General features: G+C 40.3%; 17 protein-coding genes. 12 read left to right on the forward strand and 5 right to left on the reverse strand.

Annotated features, from left to right (window positions below; genetic code table 11):
* Positions 1–79: 79 nt before the first annotated feature.
* Both AC0L3Y_RS09665 and AC0L3Y_RS09670 read left to right on the forward strand, forming a co-directional pair.
* Positions 80–595, forward strand: coding sequence for a phosphatase PAP2 family protein (locus AC0L3Y_RS09665; protein ID WP_473461477.1), 516 nt, complete (start codon positions 80–82; stop codon positions 593–595).
* Complete coding sequence (locus AC0L3Y_RS09670) at positions 592–1,683, forward strand: MJ1255/VC2487 family glycosyltransferase (RefSeq protein ID WP_473461482.1); 1,092 nt, start codon at positions 592–594, stop codon at positions 1,681–1,683. Before AC0L3Y_RS09665 ends, AC0L3Y_RS09670 begins: the two co-directional genes overlap by 4 nt.
* Positions 1,684–1,725: 42 nt before the next feature.
* On the opposite strand, the gene AC0L3Y_RS09675 is transcribed toward AC0L3Y_RS09670, so the two are convergent.
* Positions 1,726–2,646, reverse strand: coding sequence for a dienelactone hydrolase family protein (locus AC0L3Y_RS09675; protein ID WP_473461488.1), 921 nt, complete (start codon positions 2,644–2,646; stop codon positions 1,726–1,728).
* Between the two features lie 238 nt (positions 2,647–2,884).
* Between AC0L3Y_RS09675 and folM the strand changes: the two genes are divergently transcribed.
* From folM to AC0L3Y_RS09700, 5 genes are all read left to right on the forward strand, one after another.
* Positions 2,885–3,607, forward strand: a complete 723-nt coding sequence (gene folM / locus AC0L3Y_RS09680) for a dihydromonapterin reductase (RefSeq protein ID WP_473461495.1) — start codon at positions 2,885–2,887, stop codon at positions 3,605–3,607.
* A gap of 67 nt (positions 3,608–3,674) precedes the next feature.
* Positions 3,675–4,355, forward strand: a complete 681-nt coding sequence (gene folE, locus AC0L3Y_RS09685) for a GTP cyclohydrolase I FolE (RefSeq protein ID WP_473461499.1) — start codon at positions 3,675–3,677, stop codon at positions 4,353–4,355.
* 127 nt (positions 4,356–4,482) lie between these two features.
* A complete protein-coding gene (locus AC0L3Y_RS09690) occupies positions 4,483–4,758 on the forward strand; it encodes a hypothetical protein (RefSeq protein ID WP_473461502.1) in 276 nt (91 codons plus the stop codon).
* 84 nt (positions 4,759–4,842) lie between these two features.
* Positions 4,843–6,051, forward strand: coding sequence for an MFS transporter (locus AC0L3Y_RS09695; RefSeq protein WP_473461505.1), 1,209 nt, complete (start codon positions 4,843–4,845; stop codon positions 6,049–6,051).
* A gap of 105 nt (positions 6,052–6,156) precedes the next feature.
* The gene (locus AC0L3Y_RS09700; protein WP_473461511.1) at positions 6,157–7,416 is read left to right on the forward strand and encodes an MFS transporter; all 1,260 of its coding nucleotides are present in this window, start codon (positions 6,157–6,159) and stop codon (positions 7,414–7,416) included.
* A gap of 26 nt (positions 7,417–7,442) precedes the next feature.
* Here AC0L3Y_RS09700 and AC0L3Y_RS09705 read toward each other — a convergent pair whose 3' ends face one another.
* A complete protein-coding gene (locus tag AC0L3Y_RS09705; protein WP_473461514.1) occupies positions 7,443–8,366 on the reverse strand; it encodes a helix-turn-helix domain-containing protein in 924 nt (307 codons plus the stop codon).
* Between the two features lie 228 nt (positions 8,367–8,594).
* Between AC0L3Y_RS09705 and exaC the strand changes: the two genes are divergently transcribed.
* The 5 genes from exaC to AC0L3Y_RS09730 all read left to right on the forward strand — a co-directional run bounded on the left by exaC (position 8,595) and on the right by AC0L3Y_RS09730 (position 15,458).
* Entirely contained in the window at positions 8,595–10,112 is a 1,518-nt protein-coding gene (gene exaC / locus AC0L3Y_RS09710) for an acetaldehyde dehydrogenase ExaC (RefSeq protein ID WP_473461519.1), read from the forward strand.
* Between the two features lie 290 nt (positions 10,113–10,402).
* On the forward strand, positions 10,403–11,785 hold the full coding sequence (locus tag AC0L3Y_RS09715; protein ID WP_473461524.1) for an L-serine ammonia-lyase: 1,383 nt from the start codon (positions 10,403–10,405) through the stop codon (positions 11,783–11,785).
* Positions 11,786–12,095: 310 nt separating this feature from the next.
* Positions 12,096–13,670 (forward strand): inorganic phosphate transporter, encoded by a 1,575-nt coding sequence (locus tag AC0L3Y_RS09720; protein WP_473461529.1) that lies wholly within the window; start codon positions 12,096–12,098, stop codon positions 13,668–13,670.
* 260 nt (positions 13,671–13,930) lie between these two features.
* The gene (locus AC0L3Y_RS09725) at positions 13,931–14,719 is read left to right on the forward strand and encodes a hypothetical protein (protein ID WP_473461535.1); all 789 of its coding nucleotides are present in this window, start codon (positions 13,931–13,933) and stop codon (positions 14,717–14,719) included.
* A gap of 121 nt (positions 14,720–14,840) precedes the next feature.
* Positions 14,841–15,458: a LysE family translocator gene (locus tag AC0L3Y_RS09730; protein WP_473461540.1), complete on the forward strand. Its 618-nt coding sequence runs from the start codon at positions 14,841–14,843 to the stop codon at positions 15,456–15,458.
* A 14-nt stretch (positions 15,459–15,472) separates the two neighbouring features.
* On the opposite strand, the gene AC0L3Y_RS09735 is transcribed toward AC0L3Y_RS09730, so the two are convergent.
* The 3 genes from AC0L3Y_RS09735 to AC0L3Y_RS09745 form a co-directional block, all read right to left on the reverse strand.
* On the reverse strand, positions 15,473–17,377 hold the full coding sequence (locus AC0L3Y_RS09735) for a DNA topoisomerase III (protein WP_473470611.1): 1,905 nt from the start codon (positions 17,375–17,377) through the stop codon (positions 15,473–15,475).
* Complete coding sequence (locus AC0L3Y_RS09740; protein WP_473461546.1) at positions 17,326–17,463, reverse strand: hypothetical protein; 138 nt, start codon at positions 17,461–17,463, stop codon at positions 17,326–17,328. Before AC0L3Y_RS09740 ends, AC0L3Y_RS09735 begins: the two co-directional genes overlap by 52 nt.
* Positions 17,464–17,553: 90 nt before the next feature.
* Positions 17,554–18,036 (reverse strand): universal stress protein, encoded by a 483-nt coding sequence (locus AC0L3Y_RS09745; protein ID WP_473461551.1) that lies wholly within the window; start codon positions 18,034–18,036, stop codon positions 17,554–17,556.
* Between the last annotated feature and the right edge of the window lie 138 nt (positions 18,037–18,174).

The following is an 18,174-nucleotide window of genomic DNA, read 5'->3' on the forward strand; positions in this document are numbered from 1 at the left end:
CAAGTTGTCATATATCTGTCACCTAGATGACATTTTACTCGTCTATGTTGAGAGTAAGACAAATTATTGAGGTGCTAAAATGAGTATACTTCAGAACATCCATACCTTTGATGTCCAGACTTTTTATTGGTTTATGGCCCGTAAACACAGGGTGACATTAACTCGCATCGGGCGAGCTATCTCATTCACTGCCGACGGTCCGTTATATGCAGCGTTGGCTTTTATATTTTGGTTTACTGGTTATGAGACTTTAGTGTTGGTATTGGCATTTGGTTTTTTACTTGAACGCTGTGTGTATTTTGTTTTAAAACGTGGTTTTAAACGTAATCGTCCTGCAGATGCCTTAGATGATTTTAGTAGCTTTATCATTCCATCGGATCAGTTCTCGTTTCCGTCAGGCCATACATCGGGTGCGTTTTTCATCGCATTTTGTTTGAGTGAGTGGTTTCCAAGTTTCAACATGATGCTATATTTTTGGGCAGCCAATGTCGGTTTGTCTCGTATCTTTCTTGGAGTTCATTTTCCAACAGATACTGTCATTGGTGCCTTGCTTGGTACCGCCTGTGCGGCATTTATGATTGGAGTGTTCATATGAAAATACTTTATGGCGTTCAAGGCACTGGTAACGGTCATATTACGCGAGCAAGAGCCATGGCTGCAGAAATGAAAATAGCAGGTATGGATGTTGATTTTGTCTTTTCTGGGCGAGCACCAGAAGACTATTTTGATATGGACGTCTTTGGCGACTATCGTACTTTTCAAGGTCTGAGCTTTGTTGCCCGTAATGGCGCATTAGACTTGTGTGCGACTTGTCGAAATGCCAATTTCTTTAAATTGTATCGAGACATTCGGTCATTAGATGCTAAAGGTTACGATTTGGTGATTACGGATTTTGAGCCAATTGTCGCTTGGGCTGCCAAGTATCAAGGTGTTCCTTGTATTGGTTTTGGCCATCAATACGCTTTTAAGTATGATATTCCTCGTTATAAGAAAAACATCATTGCGCAATGGGTGATGTCGAATTTTGCTCCCGCCGCTACTCAATTAGGCGCACATTGGCATCATTTTGGACACTCAATATTACCGCCACTTATTCATGCTCAAGGTTTGAGTAATGCACCTCATTCAGAGCAGGTTCTAGTATATCTACCATTTGAGAGTAGTGAAGCCGTGCTGGAATGGCTTGAAGGTGTTCCCAATTACCATTTTCGCTTGCATTGTAAGGACATTGAGCCTGGTGTGTACGGCAACGTAGAAGTGTTTGCTTTCAGTCGCCAGCAATTCCAACAAAATTTGGCGGAGTGTGAATCTGTATTGTGCAATGCAGGGTTTGAGTTGAATTCAGAAGCGCTTCAATTAGGTCGCCGTATTTTAGCAAAACCACTAAAAGGTCAAATAGAACAGCATTCGAATGCCATTGCATTAGAAACATTAGGAATTGCAACAACAACGGATGTATTAAATGCTGATGTGATTTTAACCTGGCTGGAAACAAGCCGTGTTGTACAGATATCTTATCCGAATGTTGCTCGTGCTGTGGTGGCTTGGTTGCAATCTAGTAATGATACGAGTGTAGCGGATTTGTGTGAAACGTTATGGAAACAAACACCGAATGTGCAAGGTATTGATTTTACCTATGGTAAGAACAGCGGCTTAGTTTACCCTAAAAGCATTCCTGCTTGAGCAAAAGCCCAGACAGGAATGTTATTTTCGTTCAATTAAATACTAAGTATTTAATGTTTTCTTAAAGAAGTTTATGGTTCTTTTCCAAGCCAATTCTGCATTATCTTCTTGATAGCGGGCGGTTGAATCATTATGAAAGCCATGATTAGCTTTTGGATACACATAGGCTGTGTAATCAACGTTGTTGGCTTTCAAGGCTTTTTCATAATCAGGCCAAGTTGCATTCACACGTTTGTCTAATTCAGCAAAATGGATTTGCAATGGTGCTTTGATCTTATCAATGTTTGATCTTGCTGGTGTGCCGTAATAAGGCGCGCCTGCGTTAATCGTGTCTGGCATGTTGGCAACTAATGCATTGGTTAAGTAACCACCAAAACAGAAACCAACCATGCCGACTTTGCCTGTACTAAAGTCATGATTTTTTAATAGCGTTGCTGCATCCATGAAGTCGCCAGTGATTTTACTGCCGTCTAATGTTTTTTGCATAGCACGACCTTCGTCATCATTTCCAGGGTAGCCACCTAAAGGAAACAGAGCATCAGGAGCAAGAGCAATAAAGCCCGCTTTTGCTAAACGACGGGCAACATCTTCAATGTATGGATTAAGACCACGGTTTTCGTGAACAACAAGAACTGTCGCGGCCTTATTGTTTGCACCCACACCTTTAGGAATAACCAAGTAACCACGCGCTTTGCCATGACCATTTGGTGAGTCAAACTCTACATAGCTTGCTGTAATATCAGGATCGTTAAAAGAGACTTGTTCCGCTAGTACGTAGTTTGGTGTAAGTGCGCCAGCGACGACAGAAAGTGTTAAGCCTGTGATACTAAGCGTTCCAAGACGAGACAAGAAGGTGCGTCGGTCTATGTCGCCATGGGCGTATTCATCGTACCAATCAAATGCTTCTTGAGGAATGTCTTTTGCCGATAAGGCGAGGTCTGTTTTTTCTGTTTGTAAGCTCATTTCAACTCCCTTCTTCACTTCGTCTATTTTAAATTTAAGGTGGGCAAATCAATAAAAATTATACATGCTAATTTTTAGATTAGATTTTCAAATATAAGTTCAATTTATACGATATAGAATGAATATTGGATTAACTTTGTTCTCTTTTGTAACATTTTTTAGATTAGTTCATTAATGAAATTTGTGCCTGTATGATGCTTTCTATCAAGCAATTTGAAAGTTGAGTAAGGATGTACGAATGACAACCAGAATGCCAATTATTATTACGGGTGGTGGACAACGTCTGGGCTTGGCTTGCGCACAAGCTTTGGCCACACAAAACTACCAAGTGATTATTACCTATCGTAAGAAAAGGAAGCATTTTAAAGCCTTGGAAGAACAAGGTATTCGCTGTATCCAAGCGGATTTTTCGAATCAGGCTGGTGTGGATGATTTTATTGCTCTCATTCAAAACGAATATCAATCATTAAGAGGTGTTATTCACAATGCCTCCGAGTGGGAATCTGAAGAAGTGAGTTCAGATACGGCAGCATTGATGGAAAAAATGTGGCAAGTTCATGTATTTGCGCCTTACCGTATAAATCTCGCCTTTGAAGGATTATTATGTGCAGGCTTTGAGCAACATGGTACGGCTGACATTATTCATATGACAGATTATGTGGCCGAAAAGGGAAGTGATAAGCACATTGCGTATGCTTCAAGTAAGGCTGGTTTGGCTAATTTAACAGTTTCATTTGCCAAACGGTTTGCTCCAAAGGTTAAAGTGAACTCCATCGCACCTTCTCTTTTGATGTTTAACGAGGGTGACGACACGGAATATAGAAAAAAAGCACTCAATAAGTCTTTGCTGCGTATAGAACCAGGAGACCAAGAGTCAGTGTTAGCGGTAAAATACATTTTAGAGAGCCGTTATATGACAGGCCGAACCTTGTCACTTGATGGAGGACGACATTTGGCATAGCCCGCTAAATAGAATCTTTTTAAAGACTCCATGTCGAATGACAGGGTTAAGCGAATAGGACAACCATATGAATAACATAGCCGAACAAACGAATGTAAGTCGCCTTGAGTTGTCTGAAGAGGCGATACGGGTACGCGATGCCTTAATATCAAGTGGTTTAGAAACCCCTATGATTGATAACGGTCTGACCAGCGAAGAAAAATATCAACGTATTAAAAGTGCCTTTGAAGATGTTGTGACGACATTAGGCTTAGACATGACCGATGACAGTTTGGCAGAAACGCCACATCGTATTGCTAAGATGTACGTGAAAGAAATTTTCTCTGGATTGGATTACGCTCAGTTCCCAAAAATTACTGTTATCGAAAACAAGATGAAAGTCGATGAAATGGTGAAGGTAAGCGACATTAGCTTTACCAGCACCTGTGAACATCACTTTGTCACCATTGACGGTTTAGCCAAAGTGGCTTATTTACCTAAGACTAAGATTATTGGTTTATCAAAAATTAACCGGATTGTGCGTTTCTTTGCACAGCGGCCTCAAGTGCAAGAGCGTCTGACTCAGCAGATTCTTGTCACCCTACAAGCGCTTCTTGAAACTGATAATGTGGCAGTAAGCATCAGTGCGGTGCATTATTGTGTAAAAGCGCGTGGAGTGATGGACGCGAGTTCATCGACTCAAACCACCGCATTAGGCGGCTTATTTAAACGCAGTGATAAAACTCGCAGTGAGTTTCTTGCTCGGTAATAAGTTGTCACAAGGATTAAAGAAAAAGCCTTTTAACAAAGGCTTTTTTTGTAGATAAAACTCAGGCAAAGTGGCAGCGTAAAGCGAGTTATTGAGCCATCAAGGCGAATGAAATAAGGCGGATAAGATGACAGATAAAAAAACAGTTTGGTTCCCCGCAAAAAAGAATGGTTGGGGCTGGAGCCGCCCAACGGCTTGGCAAGGCTGGTTTGTGCAAATGTTTTATCTATTTGCTGTGGGTTTTATTAGCTTCTGGGTAGATCCAAAAGAAGAGCTTTTTAAATGGATCTTGCTAGTTTCTGTTAGCACTCTGCTTTTACTTGCAGTTTATTATGTAAAAGGTGAAGCACCTAATTGGAAATGGAAAGCAATTGAAAAAGAAAAGCGCAGATTATTCAAATAAAAAGAGTAGTGGTTTTTTATCAGCGTTGATTATAAATGTACTTAAATATTAAGTTCATTTGAAAGTACCAATAAGGATGTCTTCATGCGCACATCAGGCGTGTTGTTATTTATTGCCTATTTAGGCTTTATCAGTTTAGGTCTGCCTGATGCGGCGCATGGTATTAATTGGCCATTTGTTCGTATTGAATTTGGTGTTCCAATTGGATGGCTAGGCTTAGTTATTTTTTGCAGTGGTGTTGGTTATCTTATTTCAAGTTTTTCTGTCGGTTATTTACTGTCTCGCCTAGGTGTTGGGCGCTTGTTGGTACTGAGCAGTTTTCTTGTCAGTCTTGGTTTATTAGGTTTTTACTGCAGCGCCAGTTTCATTGTTTTTGTTCTGTTTGCTATTTTGATTGGCATGGGATCTGGTGCGATTGATGCTGGACTCAATGCTTATGCCGCTGAGAATTTTTCTACTCGGCATATGAATTGGCTACATGCCGCGTTTGGGGTTGGAGCAACAACGGGCCCTATCATCATTACCACAGTGTTAGTTAATTTTTCACAGAACTGGCGCTTGGGTTACGCTGTTCTCGCCGTCATTTTATTCACAATTACGGTGATATTTATTTTTAGTCGTAACCTGTGGGAAAGTGACAAACACCTTCCTCAACCAGTAGAAAATACAATAGACGAAACTCAAACGCATTTTGCTGATTTACCTCAAAAAATCACGCAGCTTCAGGCGTTAAAACATCCAGTTATCCAATATCAAATTGCTTTTTTCTTTTTGTACACAGGTGTCGAGTTTGGTATAGGGCAGTGGGCTTTTACCGTGATGACGGAATCCCGAGGCATTTCATTGGCGAGTGCAGGAACTTGGGTCGCTATTTACTGGGGATCTTTGGCATTTGGTCGAGCGGTTTTTGGCTTTCTTGTTGAGCGCTTTTCGGTTGATGTATTGCTGCGTCTTTGTTTAATTGGCGTAGCGTTTGGCGTAGTGCTTTTTAATATCAATATTACACCTTATACGAGTTATGCTGGTTTAGCGCTAGTGGGTTTTTGTGCGGCACCCATATTTCCTTGCATGATTTCTCAAACAGTTGTTCGAGTTGGGAAATCTTATTCTACTCATGCCATTGGCTTTCAAGTCAGTGCCGCTGTAATGGGGGGGATGACGTTACCCGTGATCAGTGGTTTAGTGGGTGAACAGTTTGGTTTGCATTGGTTGAGCGTCACCTTTCTAATTTACGCATTAGCCTTATTTGGACTCTTTCATCTTATTTCAAAGGGTGCAGTTTCACTTACTTGAAAAGATATAACGTTTTTAGCCTATCTTTCATAACTGCTTTAAAGTGAAATTAGCCTCAGAGATAGAATACAAAATATGTTATTTTTAAGGTCAGGATGATAAAACATGTCGCCTGATTCTTTAGCTAGCCTATATCAAGGACTTACATTGACTACTCCTGACAACTATATCTCTTTTCCTGAACGCCTTTCTCGTGGGTTATTGCTTTTTTGCTTGGCTGCAGTAGGTATAGGACAGTCTTTTATCTTTACCTCTTTGCCGCCAATCGGTCGTGAAATTGGCTTGGCTGATGTGCGAATTAGTACCTTGATTACCGCGGGCGCTGCGACTTTTGTTGTTGCTGCTTTTTTCTGGGGAGGGATTATTAATCGAATTGGTCGTGTGCGTTCTGTCATCATAGGTATGAGTTGTTATGCTGTAACCATTGGGATGACTGGCCTTGTATTACAGGGAGCCTTGGCTCGCGATTTGTCTGCTGAGCAGACTTACTATTTAGTGTTTGCTTTACGTATGGTGTTTGCACTTGGGATTGCTGGTATTTTACCTTCGGTTCAAACTTTTTTGATTGCTCATACAGATATTAAGCATCGTAGTGCAACGATTGCCAAAATTGGTGCCTCTTTTAGTATCGGTATGATTTTAGGCCCTGCATGTGCGTCCTTGTTGAGTGGGTTGGGTTTAACTGCACCGTTTTATATTATTGCTTTTTTGGCAGGTTGTGCCGCTATATTAGTCATGCTTTTTGTGAAGGACAAAAAACACGTTCGTCAATTTGAGAAACCACCGGCCATTAATTGGTTTAAGGAGCCGGTTATGCCTTTTTTAGGTATGTCTACCTTGGTGATTCTGTCTATTACTGGGGTTCAGCAGATCATGGCGTTTTTGATTCAAGATAGATTCCACTTGGATGTTTCTGAAACGACGAAGCAGGTCGGATTTGCCATGATGACTATGTCTTGTTTTAGTATTTTGGTACAAATGATATTAGTACCTAGGTTTCAATTGGGGGTTATTACTTTAATTGTTGCAGGTACGAGTATTGGTGTGTCGGCACAGCTTGCATTTATGTTTTTAGATTCTTATGCCGGTGTGTTATTTGCTATGGGATTATTTGGTACCGGAGTCGGGTTTCTGTTTCCAGGCATAGTGACGGCACAGACACTGTTAGTAAAGGATGATCAACAAAGCCGGTTGGCAAGTATGAATGCTTCTATGCAGGGACTGGGGGCGGCATTAGGTCCCGTTACTTTGGCATCTTTATATCAAATCGGGCAGTTAGTCCCATTTCTTGCTTTGATGTCTGGGCTGCTTTGTATCTTGGCTGTCTTTGGTTATTGTAAATCTAAATTGGGTTATACATTTTAATACCCTGTTAAGTGGATAAACAATGGCTAATTAATCTTATGGGGTTGAGTTACTTGACGTGGTGAAATACCAAAATGCTGGTGGAAGCGTCGACTGAAGTGACTCAAACTCTGATAACCTAACTCATAACTTACTTCAGTAACTGAACACTTCTCTTGTAAGCGTTGATACGCTCGATTCATCCTACGTTGATGTTGATACTCTAATGGGGTGCAAGCTAACTGACGCTTAAAGCTTTCGTAAAACCGGCTGCGACTCATGCAAGCCATTTTAGCTAATAGATTAATATCAAGCGGCTCCGAAAGATTTTGCTCTATCCAATAAATGACACAGGTTAGTCCGTTTGCATCAGGTGAGCTTTGAGTAAATCGTAACAACGCATCTCTGCCATGATGTCTTAGTATACGAGTCACTAATTCACTAACACCAAAATCCACTAATAGATCCCGATCTGGATCGTTTTGAACAAAGTCACTAGTTAAACGATCCAGTACTTGTTGGGTTGCTTGAGTATGGATTGTGTGTAAATGCTGGTTTGGATCAATGACTGCATCGTAAGGCAGAGATTTAAACATGATGTCATTCATGCGATCACAAATTTGGGCCACTCTTTCTTTTGATATGGCAATGGTGAGGCACGTCGTTGGTTGTTCCCATCGGGCTTCTGGGAAGTCAATGAAGACTTCCTCTTCTGGTGCCAATATAAAAGACTCATGAGGGAGAAATGGTACATGACCATTGTGTTGGGTATGCATAACTTTGGCGCCAGTCACCATCCCACAGTAGAGTAGAGAATCGGCTTTCAAGCTGACTTTCTGAGCTTGTTCATAGGTGTCATAAATACTGAGCTCAGAATTAGGCCCAGCAAAACATACGCGGTTTTCGACTAACTGAACAGGTGAGCGTTTATGCTCAAGCCGAGTTTTTTCTGTAGAGAAAGAACGGTTCATTAACACACCTCTTTTATATTTATAGTTGGCGTGGATCATTTTTCTTTCTCCTATCATCACTCTTGCTTGTCTATTGGTCAATACAAAAACATTGAGAGAAATGGATCTGCAGACAAGTATCATGGACTGACAGACAAGTTTTCTTTACGGATTGTTTCTAGAGTGAAGGTTCAGGTAAATACCTTGCTGATTGAACCAATAAAAACAATAAAAGTGGAGAAAATTACTATGATTTATGCAAAACCTGGTACCTCTGGTAGCCTTATTACCTTTCAAGCTGAGTATGGGAATTTCATTGGTGGTGAATGGGTTGCACCTGTTAAAGGCCAATACTTTGATAAAGTCAGTCCTGTCGACGGTGAAGTATTTTGCCGAATTCCCCGTTCTACAGAAGAAGATATCAATCTTGCTCTAGATGCTGCACATGCAGCTCGTGCTGCTTGGGGAAAAACATCAGTAGCGAACCGTTCCGGTATTCTTTTAAAAATAGCTGATAGAATCGATCAGCATTTAGAAGCCCTTGCGGTTGCCGATACCTGGGATAATGGTAAAGCCATACGCGAAACATTAAACGCTGATATTCCTTTAGCGGCTGATCATTTCCGTTATTTTGCTGGTTGCCTACGTTCACAAGAAGGTACGGCTGCTGAAATTGATGAGCACACAGTGGCATATCATTTCCATGAACCGTTAGGTGTTGTAGGTCAAATCATTCCTTGGAACTTTCCTATCCTAATGGCAGCGTGGAAACTAGCTCCAGCCTTAGCTGCTGGTAACTGTGTGGTTCTTAAACCTGCAGAGCAAACACCTGTTTCTATTCTTGAATTGGTTAAAGTTATTCAAGATCTATTGCCACCAGGTGTATTAAACATAGTTAATGGTTTTGGTAAAGAAGCAGGACAAGCTTTGGCATCAAGCAAACGTATTGCAAAAATTGCTTTTACTGGTTCTACCCCAGTAGGTGCAGGTATCTTGAAATGTGCTGCAGAAAATATTATTCCGTCCACTGTCGAGTTAGGTGGGAAGTCCCCAAATATCTATTTCTCTGACATTATGAAGCAGGAAGAGTCTTTCATTAGTAAATGTGTTGAAGGGCTTGTATTGGCCTTCTTTAACCAAGGGGAAGTCTGTACTTGTCCGTCTCGGGTTCTAATCCAAGAAGACATGTACGATGAATTCATGGCGTTAGTGATTGAGCGAACTAAAACTATTAAGCGTGGTAATCCACTGGACACAGAAACCCAAGTAGGTGCTCAGGCTTCTAAAGAACAATTTGATAAGATATTAAAATACATCGACATTGGTAAAGAAGAGGGTGCAGAGCTTTTGATTGGCGGTGGTATTGCGGCTGTTGATGGCTTCAATAAAGGCTATTATGTACAACCGACCTTGTTTAAAGGGTCAAACAATATGCGTATTTTCCAAGAAGAAATTTTTGGGCCTGTAGTTAGTGTGACAACATTTAAAGATGAAGCTGAGGCACTTGCAATAGCCAATGACAGTGAATTCGGTCTAGGCGCTGGTGTGTGGACACGAGATACCAATCTTGCTTATCGCATGGGACGAAATCTAGAAGCAGGTCGAGTGTGGATGAATTGTTATCACATGTATCCAGCACATTCTGCCTTTGGCGGTTATAAGAAATCAGGGATTGGTCGTGAAACCCATAAAGTAGCGTTAGAGCATTATCAGCAAACGAAGAATATGTTGATCAGCTATGACATTAATCCTATGGGATTCTTTTAAGGTAAATTGAGCTATGTTTGTTCCGTCCTAGAGTGTTGACGGTTTAAAACCAAGAGGCATTTGTCTCTTGGTTTTTTTGTATTTTTAATTTTTTGTGTTTAATAAAATGTATGAATGGCCTTATTGCGTCAAATTTTTGCCTGTTTTCGAATTCATATTGAGATGTTAATTATTTTTTAGTTTCTTATTGGAAACTTTATCTCATAAGTGATAATTTCTTTTCTGATTATTTTGATGATGTAATTTAACCGTTACATCGATGATGTTTATGAGGGTAGAGGATTTAGAGTATGGCGATCAGTTTATTTGACCTTTTTAAAGTTGGAATTGGTCCTTCAAGTTCTCACACTGTTGGCCCAATGGTTGCTGCAAATCAATTTGCTCATCAATTGCAGGAAAGGATGTTATTTTCCAATGTTAATCGCCTGAAAATAGATTTATACGGTTCTCTTGGGGCTACGGGGAAAGGTCACGGAACAGGTACTGCTGTTTTAATGGGATTGGAAGGCGAGTTACCAGAATCTATTGATCCTAGCTTAGTGAGTGACCGCATTGATAGGATCGAAAGTACCTCACAACTTAGTCTGTTGTCTCAACATCTGGTTAATATAGATGTCGCGACAGACCTTATTTATCATCGTGTTGATCGTCTTGATTTTCATGCTAATGGTATGGTGTTAGCGGCTTTTGATGAGAATGATCAAGAAATCCACAGTGCCACATTTTATTCCGTTGGTGGTGGTTTTATTGTTGAAGAAGACGAACAGGGGAAAGTAGTTTTAGTTGAAGACACAACAGAGCTTCCTTATGTTTTTCATAACGCAGAGACCCTCATTAAACTTTGTCAAAAAGAAGGCAAAAGCATTGCTCAAATTGTTATGGAAAACGAAAAAACCTGGAGAACGGAAGAAGAGATAAAGCAGGGAATTCTTTCTATTTGGTCAGTGATGAAGTCATGTGTTCAGCAGGGTATTAAAAATGAAGGCATTTTACCCGGTGGATTAAAAGTAAAGCGTCGAGCTTTCAGTCTGCATAAAGATCTAATTAGCAAAACTCGTATGGATATGATTACACCTTCTTTAGGAGCTATGGATTGGGTGAATCTTTATGCGCTGGCTGTGAATGAAGAAAATGCAGCGGGTGGTAGAGTCGTGACCGCACCAACAAATGGAGCCGCCGGTATTATTCCAGCAGTTCTCCATTACTATTGGGATTTTTGTCCTCGTTCTAATGAAGAGGGTATTATCGAATTTTTTCTTACGGCGGCAGCCATTGGCTTTCTTTTTAAAGAAAATGCTTCTATTTCGGGAGCAGAAGTGGGTTGCCAAGGTGAAGTTGGTTCAGCTTGCGCCATGGCTGCAGCAGGATTAGCAGCAGCTACTGGTGGTACTCCAGAACAAATAGAGAACGCTGCCGAAATCGGCATGGAGCATAATTTAGGCTTAACTTGTGATCCTATTGGCGGCTTAGTGCAGGTGCCTTGTATTGAGCGCAATGCGATGGGGTCAATGAAAGCGATTAACTCAGCGTCTATGGCACTTCGTGGTGATGGCAGTCATTATGTTTCTTTGGACAAAGTAATTCGTACTATGCGGGATACAGGAAGAGACATGAACGATAAGTATAAAGAAACTTCTCGTGGTGGGCTCGCAGTCAATGTGATTGAATGCTGATAAGCTTCTCTTCAGGCGTTATTCTGGCTTGTAATAAAACAGTCATATTTCTGTAGTATATTTGTAATCAGTGCCTTTCGAGGGCACTTTTTTTTGTCTATATTTTTGGTTAGTCATTCAAAAAGTTTAGGGGTTTTTATCTAGATAGACCCAGTGTAGAATGGCGCCGAATTTATATTTTACAAAAATATGACGGGACGAATGAACACCAAATTGATTTGAGATACGAGAATTAGGTAGATCATTGTTTCATAAGATTATTTATAAATGATGGTTTGGCATAGATTAATTTATAAAAAGAAGAGCCCATATGGATCTTACAAATACCCCGAAAGAAGAATCCACTTTATTAGGTGGTCATGAGTTTATTCGTGTACTGATTGCTTTGGCGTTCGTTTTGGCGTCAGGCTTTTATGCCTCATACAATGGCATGGGCGTTTCGAACTTATCTATTCTAGCTATTGCAGCGGCCATTGGTGCTTACATGGCAGTCAACATTGGTGCTAATGATGTTGCAAATAACGTTGGCCCAGCGGTTGGTTCGAAAGCCTTATCAATGACAGGTGCTATTCTTATTGCAGCGATATTTGAAGCTGCAGGCGCCTTAATTGCTGGTGGTACGGTTGTCGGTACTATTAAAAACGGCATTATTAATCCCAATTCAATTGGTGATGCATCAACCTTTATTTGGGTAATGATGGCGGCTTTATTAGCTGGTGCCATTTGGCTGAATTTAGCCACTTACCTTGGCGCACCAGTATCAACAACTCATTCTATTGTTGGTGGTGTATTAGGTGCAGGTATTGCTGCTGGTGGCTGGGATATTGCCAACTGGGATAAATTGATTGCTATTGTCGCAAGTTGGGTTATTTCGCCTGTGTTAGGTGGTGTGATTGCCGCTCTATTTCTAATGTACATTAAACGTTCGATTACTTATAAAAATGACATGATTGAGGCTGCAAAAAAAGCGGTTCCTCTTCTTGTTGGCTTAATGGTTTGGGCATTTTCAACCTATCTTATTCTTAAAGGTTTGAAGAAAATCTGGCAACTAGATTTTATCACCGCAGCAATGTTTGCTTTTGCCATTGCTTTGACAGTGTACTTTATCGTTCGCCCTATGGTTGATAAAGCGGCATCCGTTTTGAAGAATGATAAAGATGCGGTGAATAGCTTATTTACTATTCCTCTCATCGTCTCTGCTGCGTTGTTAAGTTTTGCTCACGGTGCAAACGATGTTGCGAATGCTATCGGACCTTTAGCTGCAATTAATGATGCACTCATGACTGGTGCGGTTTCTGGTAAAGCAGCGATTCCTATTTGGGTCATGATGATTGGTGGTCTTGGTATCGCAATAGGTCTTGCTTTATATGGACCAAAGCTTATTAAAACAGTGGGTTCAGAAATTACTGAGTTAGATAAAACCAGAGCCTTTTGTGTTGCGATGGCAGCAGCTATTACTGTTATTATTGCATCTCAACTTGGTTTACCTGTTAGCTCCACACATATTGCAGTGGGCGGGATTTTTGGTGTTGGTTTCTTGCGTGAGTATTTGAAGCAGTCTTATGAGAAAAAACTAAAAGCCATCGTGTCTCATTCTGAATCTGCAGGCCATAATGGACAACAAACTCAAGAGTTTGTGAAGCGTTTTAAATCTGCGGACGTAGAAGAAAAACGAGCTATTTTGAAGGAATTAAAAGCAGCACAAGCTTCTTCACCGATTTCTTCAGCAGAGCGTAAAGGTTTGAAGAAAGCAACGAAGAAAGAGCTTGTTAAACGATCTGCTCTATTACGTATTGCAGCGGCATGGGTGATCACTGTACCGGCCTCGGCTTTACTTTCCGCAATGATTTTCTATATGTTACTTGGTTTTTCTGTTTCTCGTTAAACTGGCATTACTTAATAAAAAACCTAAAAAAGATCAGATATTCTGGTCTTTTTTAGTTTCTAAGGTTTGATCTGTATCGTATAAATATCCAGCATTTCTGTGAATATTTCTAAAAAAGAGCTAATATGTTTAGCCGACTCTATTAATTACCCAATAAAATTAGAAATTAATAACAAATAGGTAAGTCTTATTAAGCTGCTTCTCTAAGAAGATTCAGTGTTATTCGACTATAAATTTTGCCAAGGTAAATTACATATCATATGACTGCTGTTTCTATTAGTGTACTTTTGCTCGTTATTGGCGGCTTTATTGGCTTTGCAATTTTTTTGCAGCTAAAAGAGCAAGCTCGGTTGGCTAAATTACGTAAAATTGCAACATTGAATAACCAGCTGCGCCAGGTTCGTAGATATCTTGATGATATGCCTCCTCAATATCAGCCAAAAGATATGCGGTTATGGTTATTTTCTCGAATGATCGCTATTTATGATGAATTATTGTTGCTTCAGCCTGATGCAACTCTAACTCGTCGACGGGGTCATTTAGCTGAAGAAATGACAGAGTTCCAAACGAGTAAACAAAAGCGACGAGCAAAACCTATGAATGACGAGGTTTTAATCGTAGAAGTGAAGCGTTTATTTGAATCTTTTAAATCATTTCTTATTCTTTCTAAAAGAGACAAAACCATCGATCCTGATCTTGCTCATCGATACAGTCAGTTACTGGATTTTTTTCACTATAAAATCAATGCTGACTATCATGCTTATCTTGCTCGTAAGGCATTTTTAAGTGGTCAAATGGAAACCGCTGTTGAAATGTATAAAGAGGCATTATCTCAGTTAAGTCCAATTAAAGACTCTATCGAAGCCAAATCAACTATTCTTAAATACACAGATCTAATGCAGGAAATTGAAGAAGATTTGGCTCTACAGAGGGAAGAAGAAGAGAAAGTAAAACGGATGGAGGCCGAGTCTAACGGTGAAGAAGATCTCAACGATGAGTGGAATAAATTTATTGAAGATTCCACATTTAAAGAGAAAAAACGCTTTTAATCTTCTTTTTATTAATACCATTCATTTTTTACGCTATTCCTCTCTTTTTTCTTGATACTTTAATAGGAGCATGAGAAGTTTAGCGCCTACTTTTTTTCATTGTCATGAATAAGGACTCTCTGTGAACGTCGCTTTGCTTTCTGCGTTTATTCCAACTTTTTTCTTTGTTTCCATTACACCCGGTATGTGTATGACATTAGCCATGACACTGGGTATGACTATTGGCGTTAAACGTGCGCTTTGGATGATGTTAGGGGAGTTGGCTGGCGTTGCGACAGTGGCAACATTGTCTGCAATTGGTGTGGCAGCTTTGCTTTTGAATTATCCTAGTGTTTTTCTTGTTTTGAAATATCTTGGTGGCGCTTATTTAGCTTACATCGGTGTTCAGATGTGGCTTTCTAAAGGAAAAATGGCGATTAAAATGGAACCAGATGGCGAACCTGCTTCGCGAATAGATTTGGTTTCTCAAGGTTTCGTTACTGCAATTGCTAACCCTAAAGGTTGGGCGTTTTTTGTCGCACTACTGCCTCCTTTTTTGGATGCAAGTCAGCCACTGGCAAATCAACTAGTGGTATTAATAGCCATCATTTTAACCCTCGAATTTACCTGCTTATTAATTTACGCAACAGGTGGTCGAACGCTCAAATCTATTCTTATGCACAGTGGTAATGTTCGTATTATGAATCGTATTGCCGGCTCCTTAATGATTGGTGTCGGAGCTTGGTTAGCAATAGGTTAGCTCCTAAACTATGGTTAACTTTTTGTCGTTGATCGTTTGGCTCTTGTTTTAGAGGTTGAGGTAGAAGGTCTAGATGTTGATTTTCTTTTACCTGTAGTACGCTTTGAAAAAGCTTTCTTAGCTGGCGCAGGCAAATGCTTTAATGAGGCTGAAGACAAGCTTTTCGAGGCATCTAGCAGTTCTACTAAATTACTTTCTAAGTGTGTCATAAAACTCTGATAGCTCGTTTCACCAAGGCTAATCCCATTGAGTGTAGATTCCCACTGAGCTGTCATGTCTGGTGTTACTAATTGACTAGGCAAGCAGTCTGCAAAAGCACGGCCTGTTTCGCTGGCATGTATTTGTTTTCCTTTTCTGATTAGAAAGCCTCGTTTAAATAACAACTCAATAATGCTTGCTCTTGTTGCATCGGTTCCTAAACCGTCAGTATCTTTCAAAATTGCTTTGATATTTTTGTCTGTGACAAAACGATTAATTCCTGTCATTGCCGCCAGTAGAGTTGCGTCGGTAAATGCCGCTGGCGGTGTGGTTACCTTGTCATGGATAATACCTTCATGACACAAAAGTGAATCGCCTTTCTGAAGCTTAGGTAATTCATTTTGTTCATCGTTGTTTTTCTCATCTTTATTACTCGACTGTGGTTTTTGCGGGAGTAGTGAACGCCAACCAAGGGAAATAGGTGTATTTCCCTTTGCCTCAAATTGTCCCCCTGCGATATCAAGCTTAATGTAAGAAGCGAGAAAATCGTAATCAGGATAGAACTGTATTAAATATTGGCGAGCGATAAGCCCAAATATCTGAGACTCCATTTTTCCAAGGGAAGCTGCTTTATGAGCTTGGCTGGTTGGGATGATTGCATGGTGAGCAGTGACTTGTTTATCGTTCCATGCCTTGCTGCGTATTGTTGCATTAGCATTATTAGCACCTTGAGAAAGTTCAGGTGTCGATTTACTTAATGCAGTCAATATTCCTTGGGCGTCTTTATGTTGAAGGCTTGGTAAGTAGCGACAATCAGATCTTGGGTAGGTAATCATTTGATGGCGTTCATACAAGCTTTGACAGGTATCTAAAACCTGTTGTGCAGACAGTGAAAATATTTTTGCAGCATCGATTTGTAAACTCGATAAGTTATAGGGTAGAGGTGGAGCCTGCTTTTTATGCTTATAACTGGCTTCAATCACATTGGCTGTTTGGTTCGTTATACGAGTAGCAACATTGACTGCCAATGCTCGATTTAACACACGATTTTCTTCGTCCATATAAGGTTTACAGGCCTCGCTGGGTAGCCATTTTGCCTGGAACCTTATGCTTTGGTTTGTTTCTAATTGAGCCCAAACTTGGAAGTAATCTTTGGGTATGAAGTGTTCTCGCTCTTTGTCTCTTGCTGCGACAAGTCCTAGTACTGGGGTTTGTACTCGCCCAATGGACAATACACCTTGATAACCTGCCTGACGACCTCTAATGGTATAGGCTCTGGTTAGATTGAGGCCAAATAACCAGTCGGCTCTGGCTCTGGCTAAAGCAGAGCGAGAAAGAGCGGCGAACTCATGATTTGGTCGTAAGTGGTTTAACGCTTTTTTGACCGCAGCAGGTGTTAAATCATTAATCAGTAAGCGTTGAGTATTTTGAAGTTTATCTTTCGGAACTTTTGTGAAGTGAATAACTTCATCTACTAATAGTTGACCTTCTCTATCCGGGTCACCTGCATGGACAAGATGAGTTGCTTTTTTGATAAGCTTTTTTAAAACACCAAGTTGTTTTTTTGTGTTGGCTTTTTCTTGCCATTGCCAATCTGTTGGGATAATCGGCAAATGCTCCAAGTTCCATGATTTAAAGATAGGATCATATTGGTGAGGTTCAGCTTGTTCTAATAGATGACCAATGCACCAACTAATACAGTCTCCATTAGGTAGCCAAATGCAGCCATCCTCTTTTTTTGAGGTGTTGGAAGGGCGGCCGCAATAGCGCGGGCAAGGCTTGGTTTCTCTGCAATATAAAGAATCATAGATACACTTACTGTTTATATATACAGTAAGTGTATCTAAGAGAAAAGAATCTGGCTAGGCTATTTTGGTATTTCACCCAGCCTTGAGGGTTATTTGATTGGTACAACCAATACAGGAATATCACTAGAGTGTATGACTTTATTAGCAGTAGAGCCAAGTACCATTTGCCCTAAAAGACTGTGAGTTCGGCTGTTCATGACAATCAGATCCGCATCTTTTTCTTTCGCAATCTGTTGGATAGAATCTGTTGGAATACCGTTTACGATAAGTGTTTCTGGTGTGGCTGCTAAATTAGTAAGTTCGTCCGCATGCTTTTCCATTAATTCAGATAGTAGTTTATCCATGCGTGCCTTCATCTCTTTTTTACCATCTGCACGCATATTTGCCATGACTTCTTCGGCAATATAACCACTAATCATATTTGCTGTTTGAGTATTGATAGGTTCTATGACGTGTAGGAAAAACACTTTTGCTTGGTGGACACTCGCAAGATTTAAAACGAGTTCTACCGCTGATTGTGTTTGGTTTTCTAAATCGCATGCGTAAATGATAGTTTTGATTTTAGGTAACATGGCAAGATCCTCTTTTGATGTATATCTACAAGCTTAGTCCTTTCAACTTTTACTGCTGTGATCTATATCAACCTTCATAGAGCTTATTTTATCTGTTGCATCTGATAGATGATTCGTCTGTGCTCGGTGAATATGATT

It is taken from the genome of Marinomonas sp. GJ51-14, from assembly GCF_055808695.1.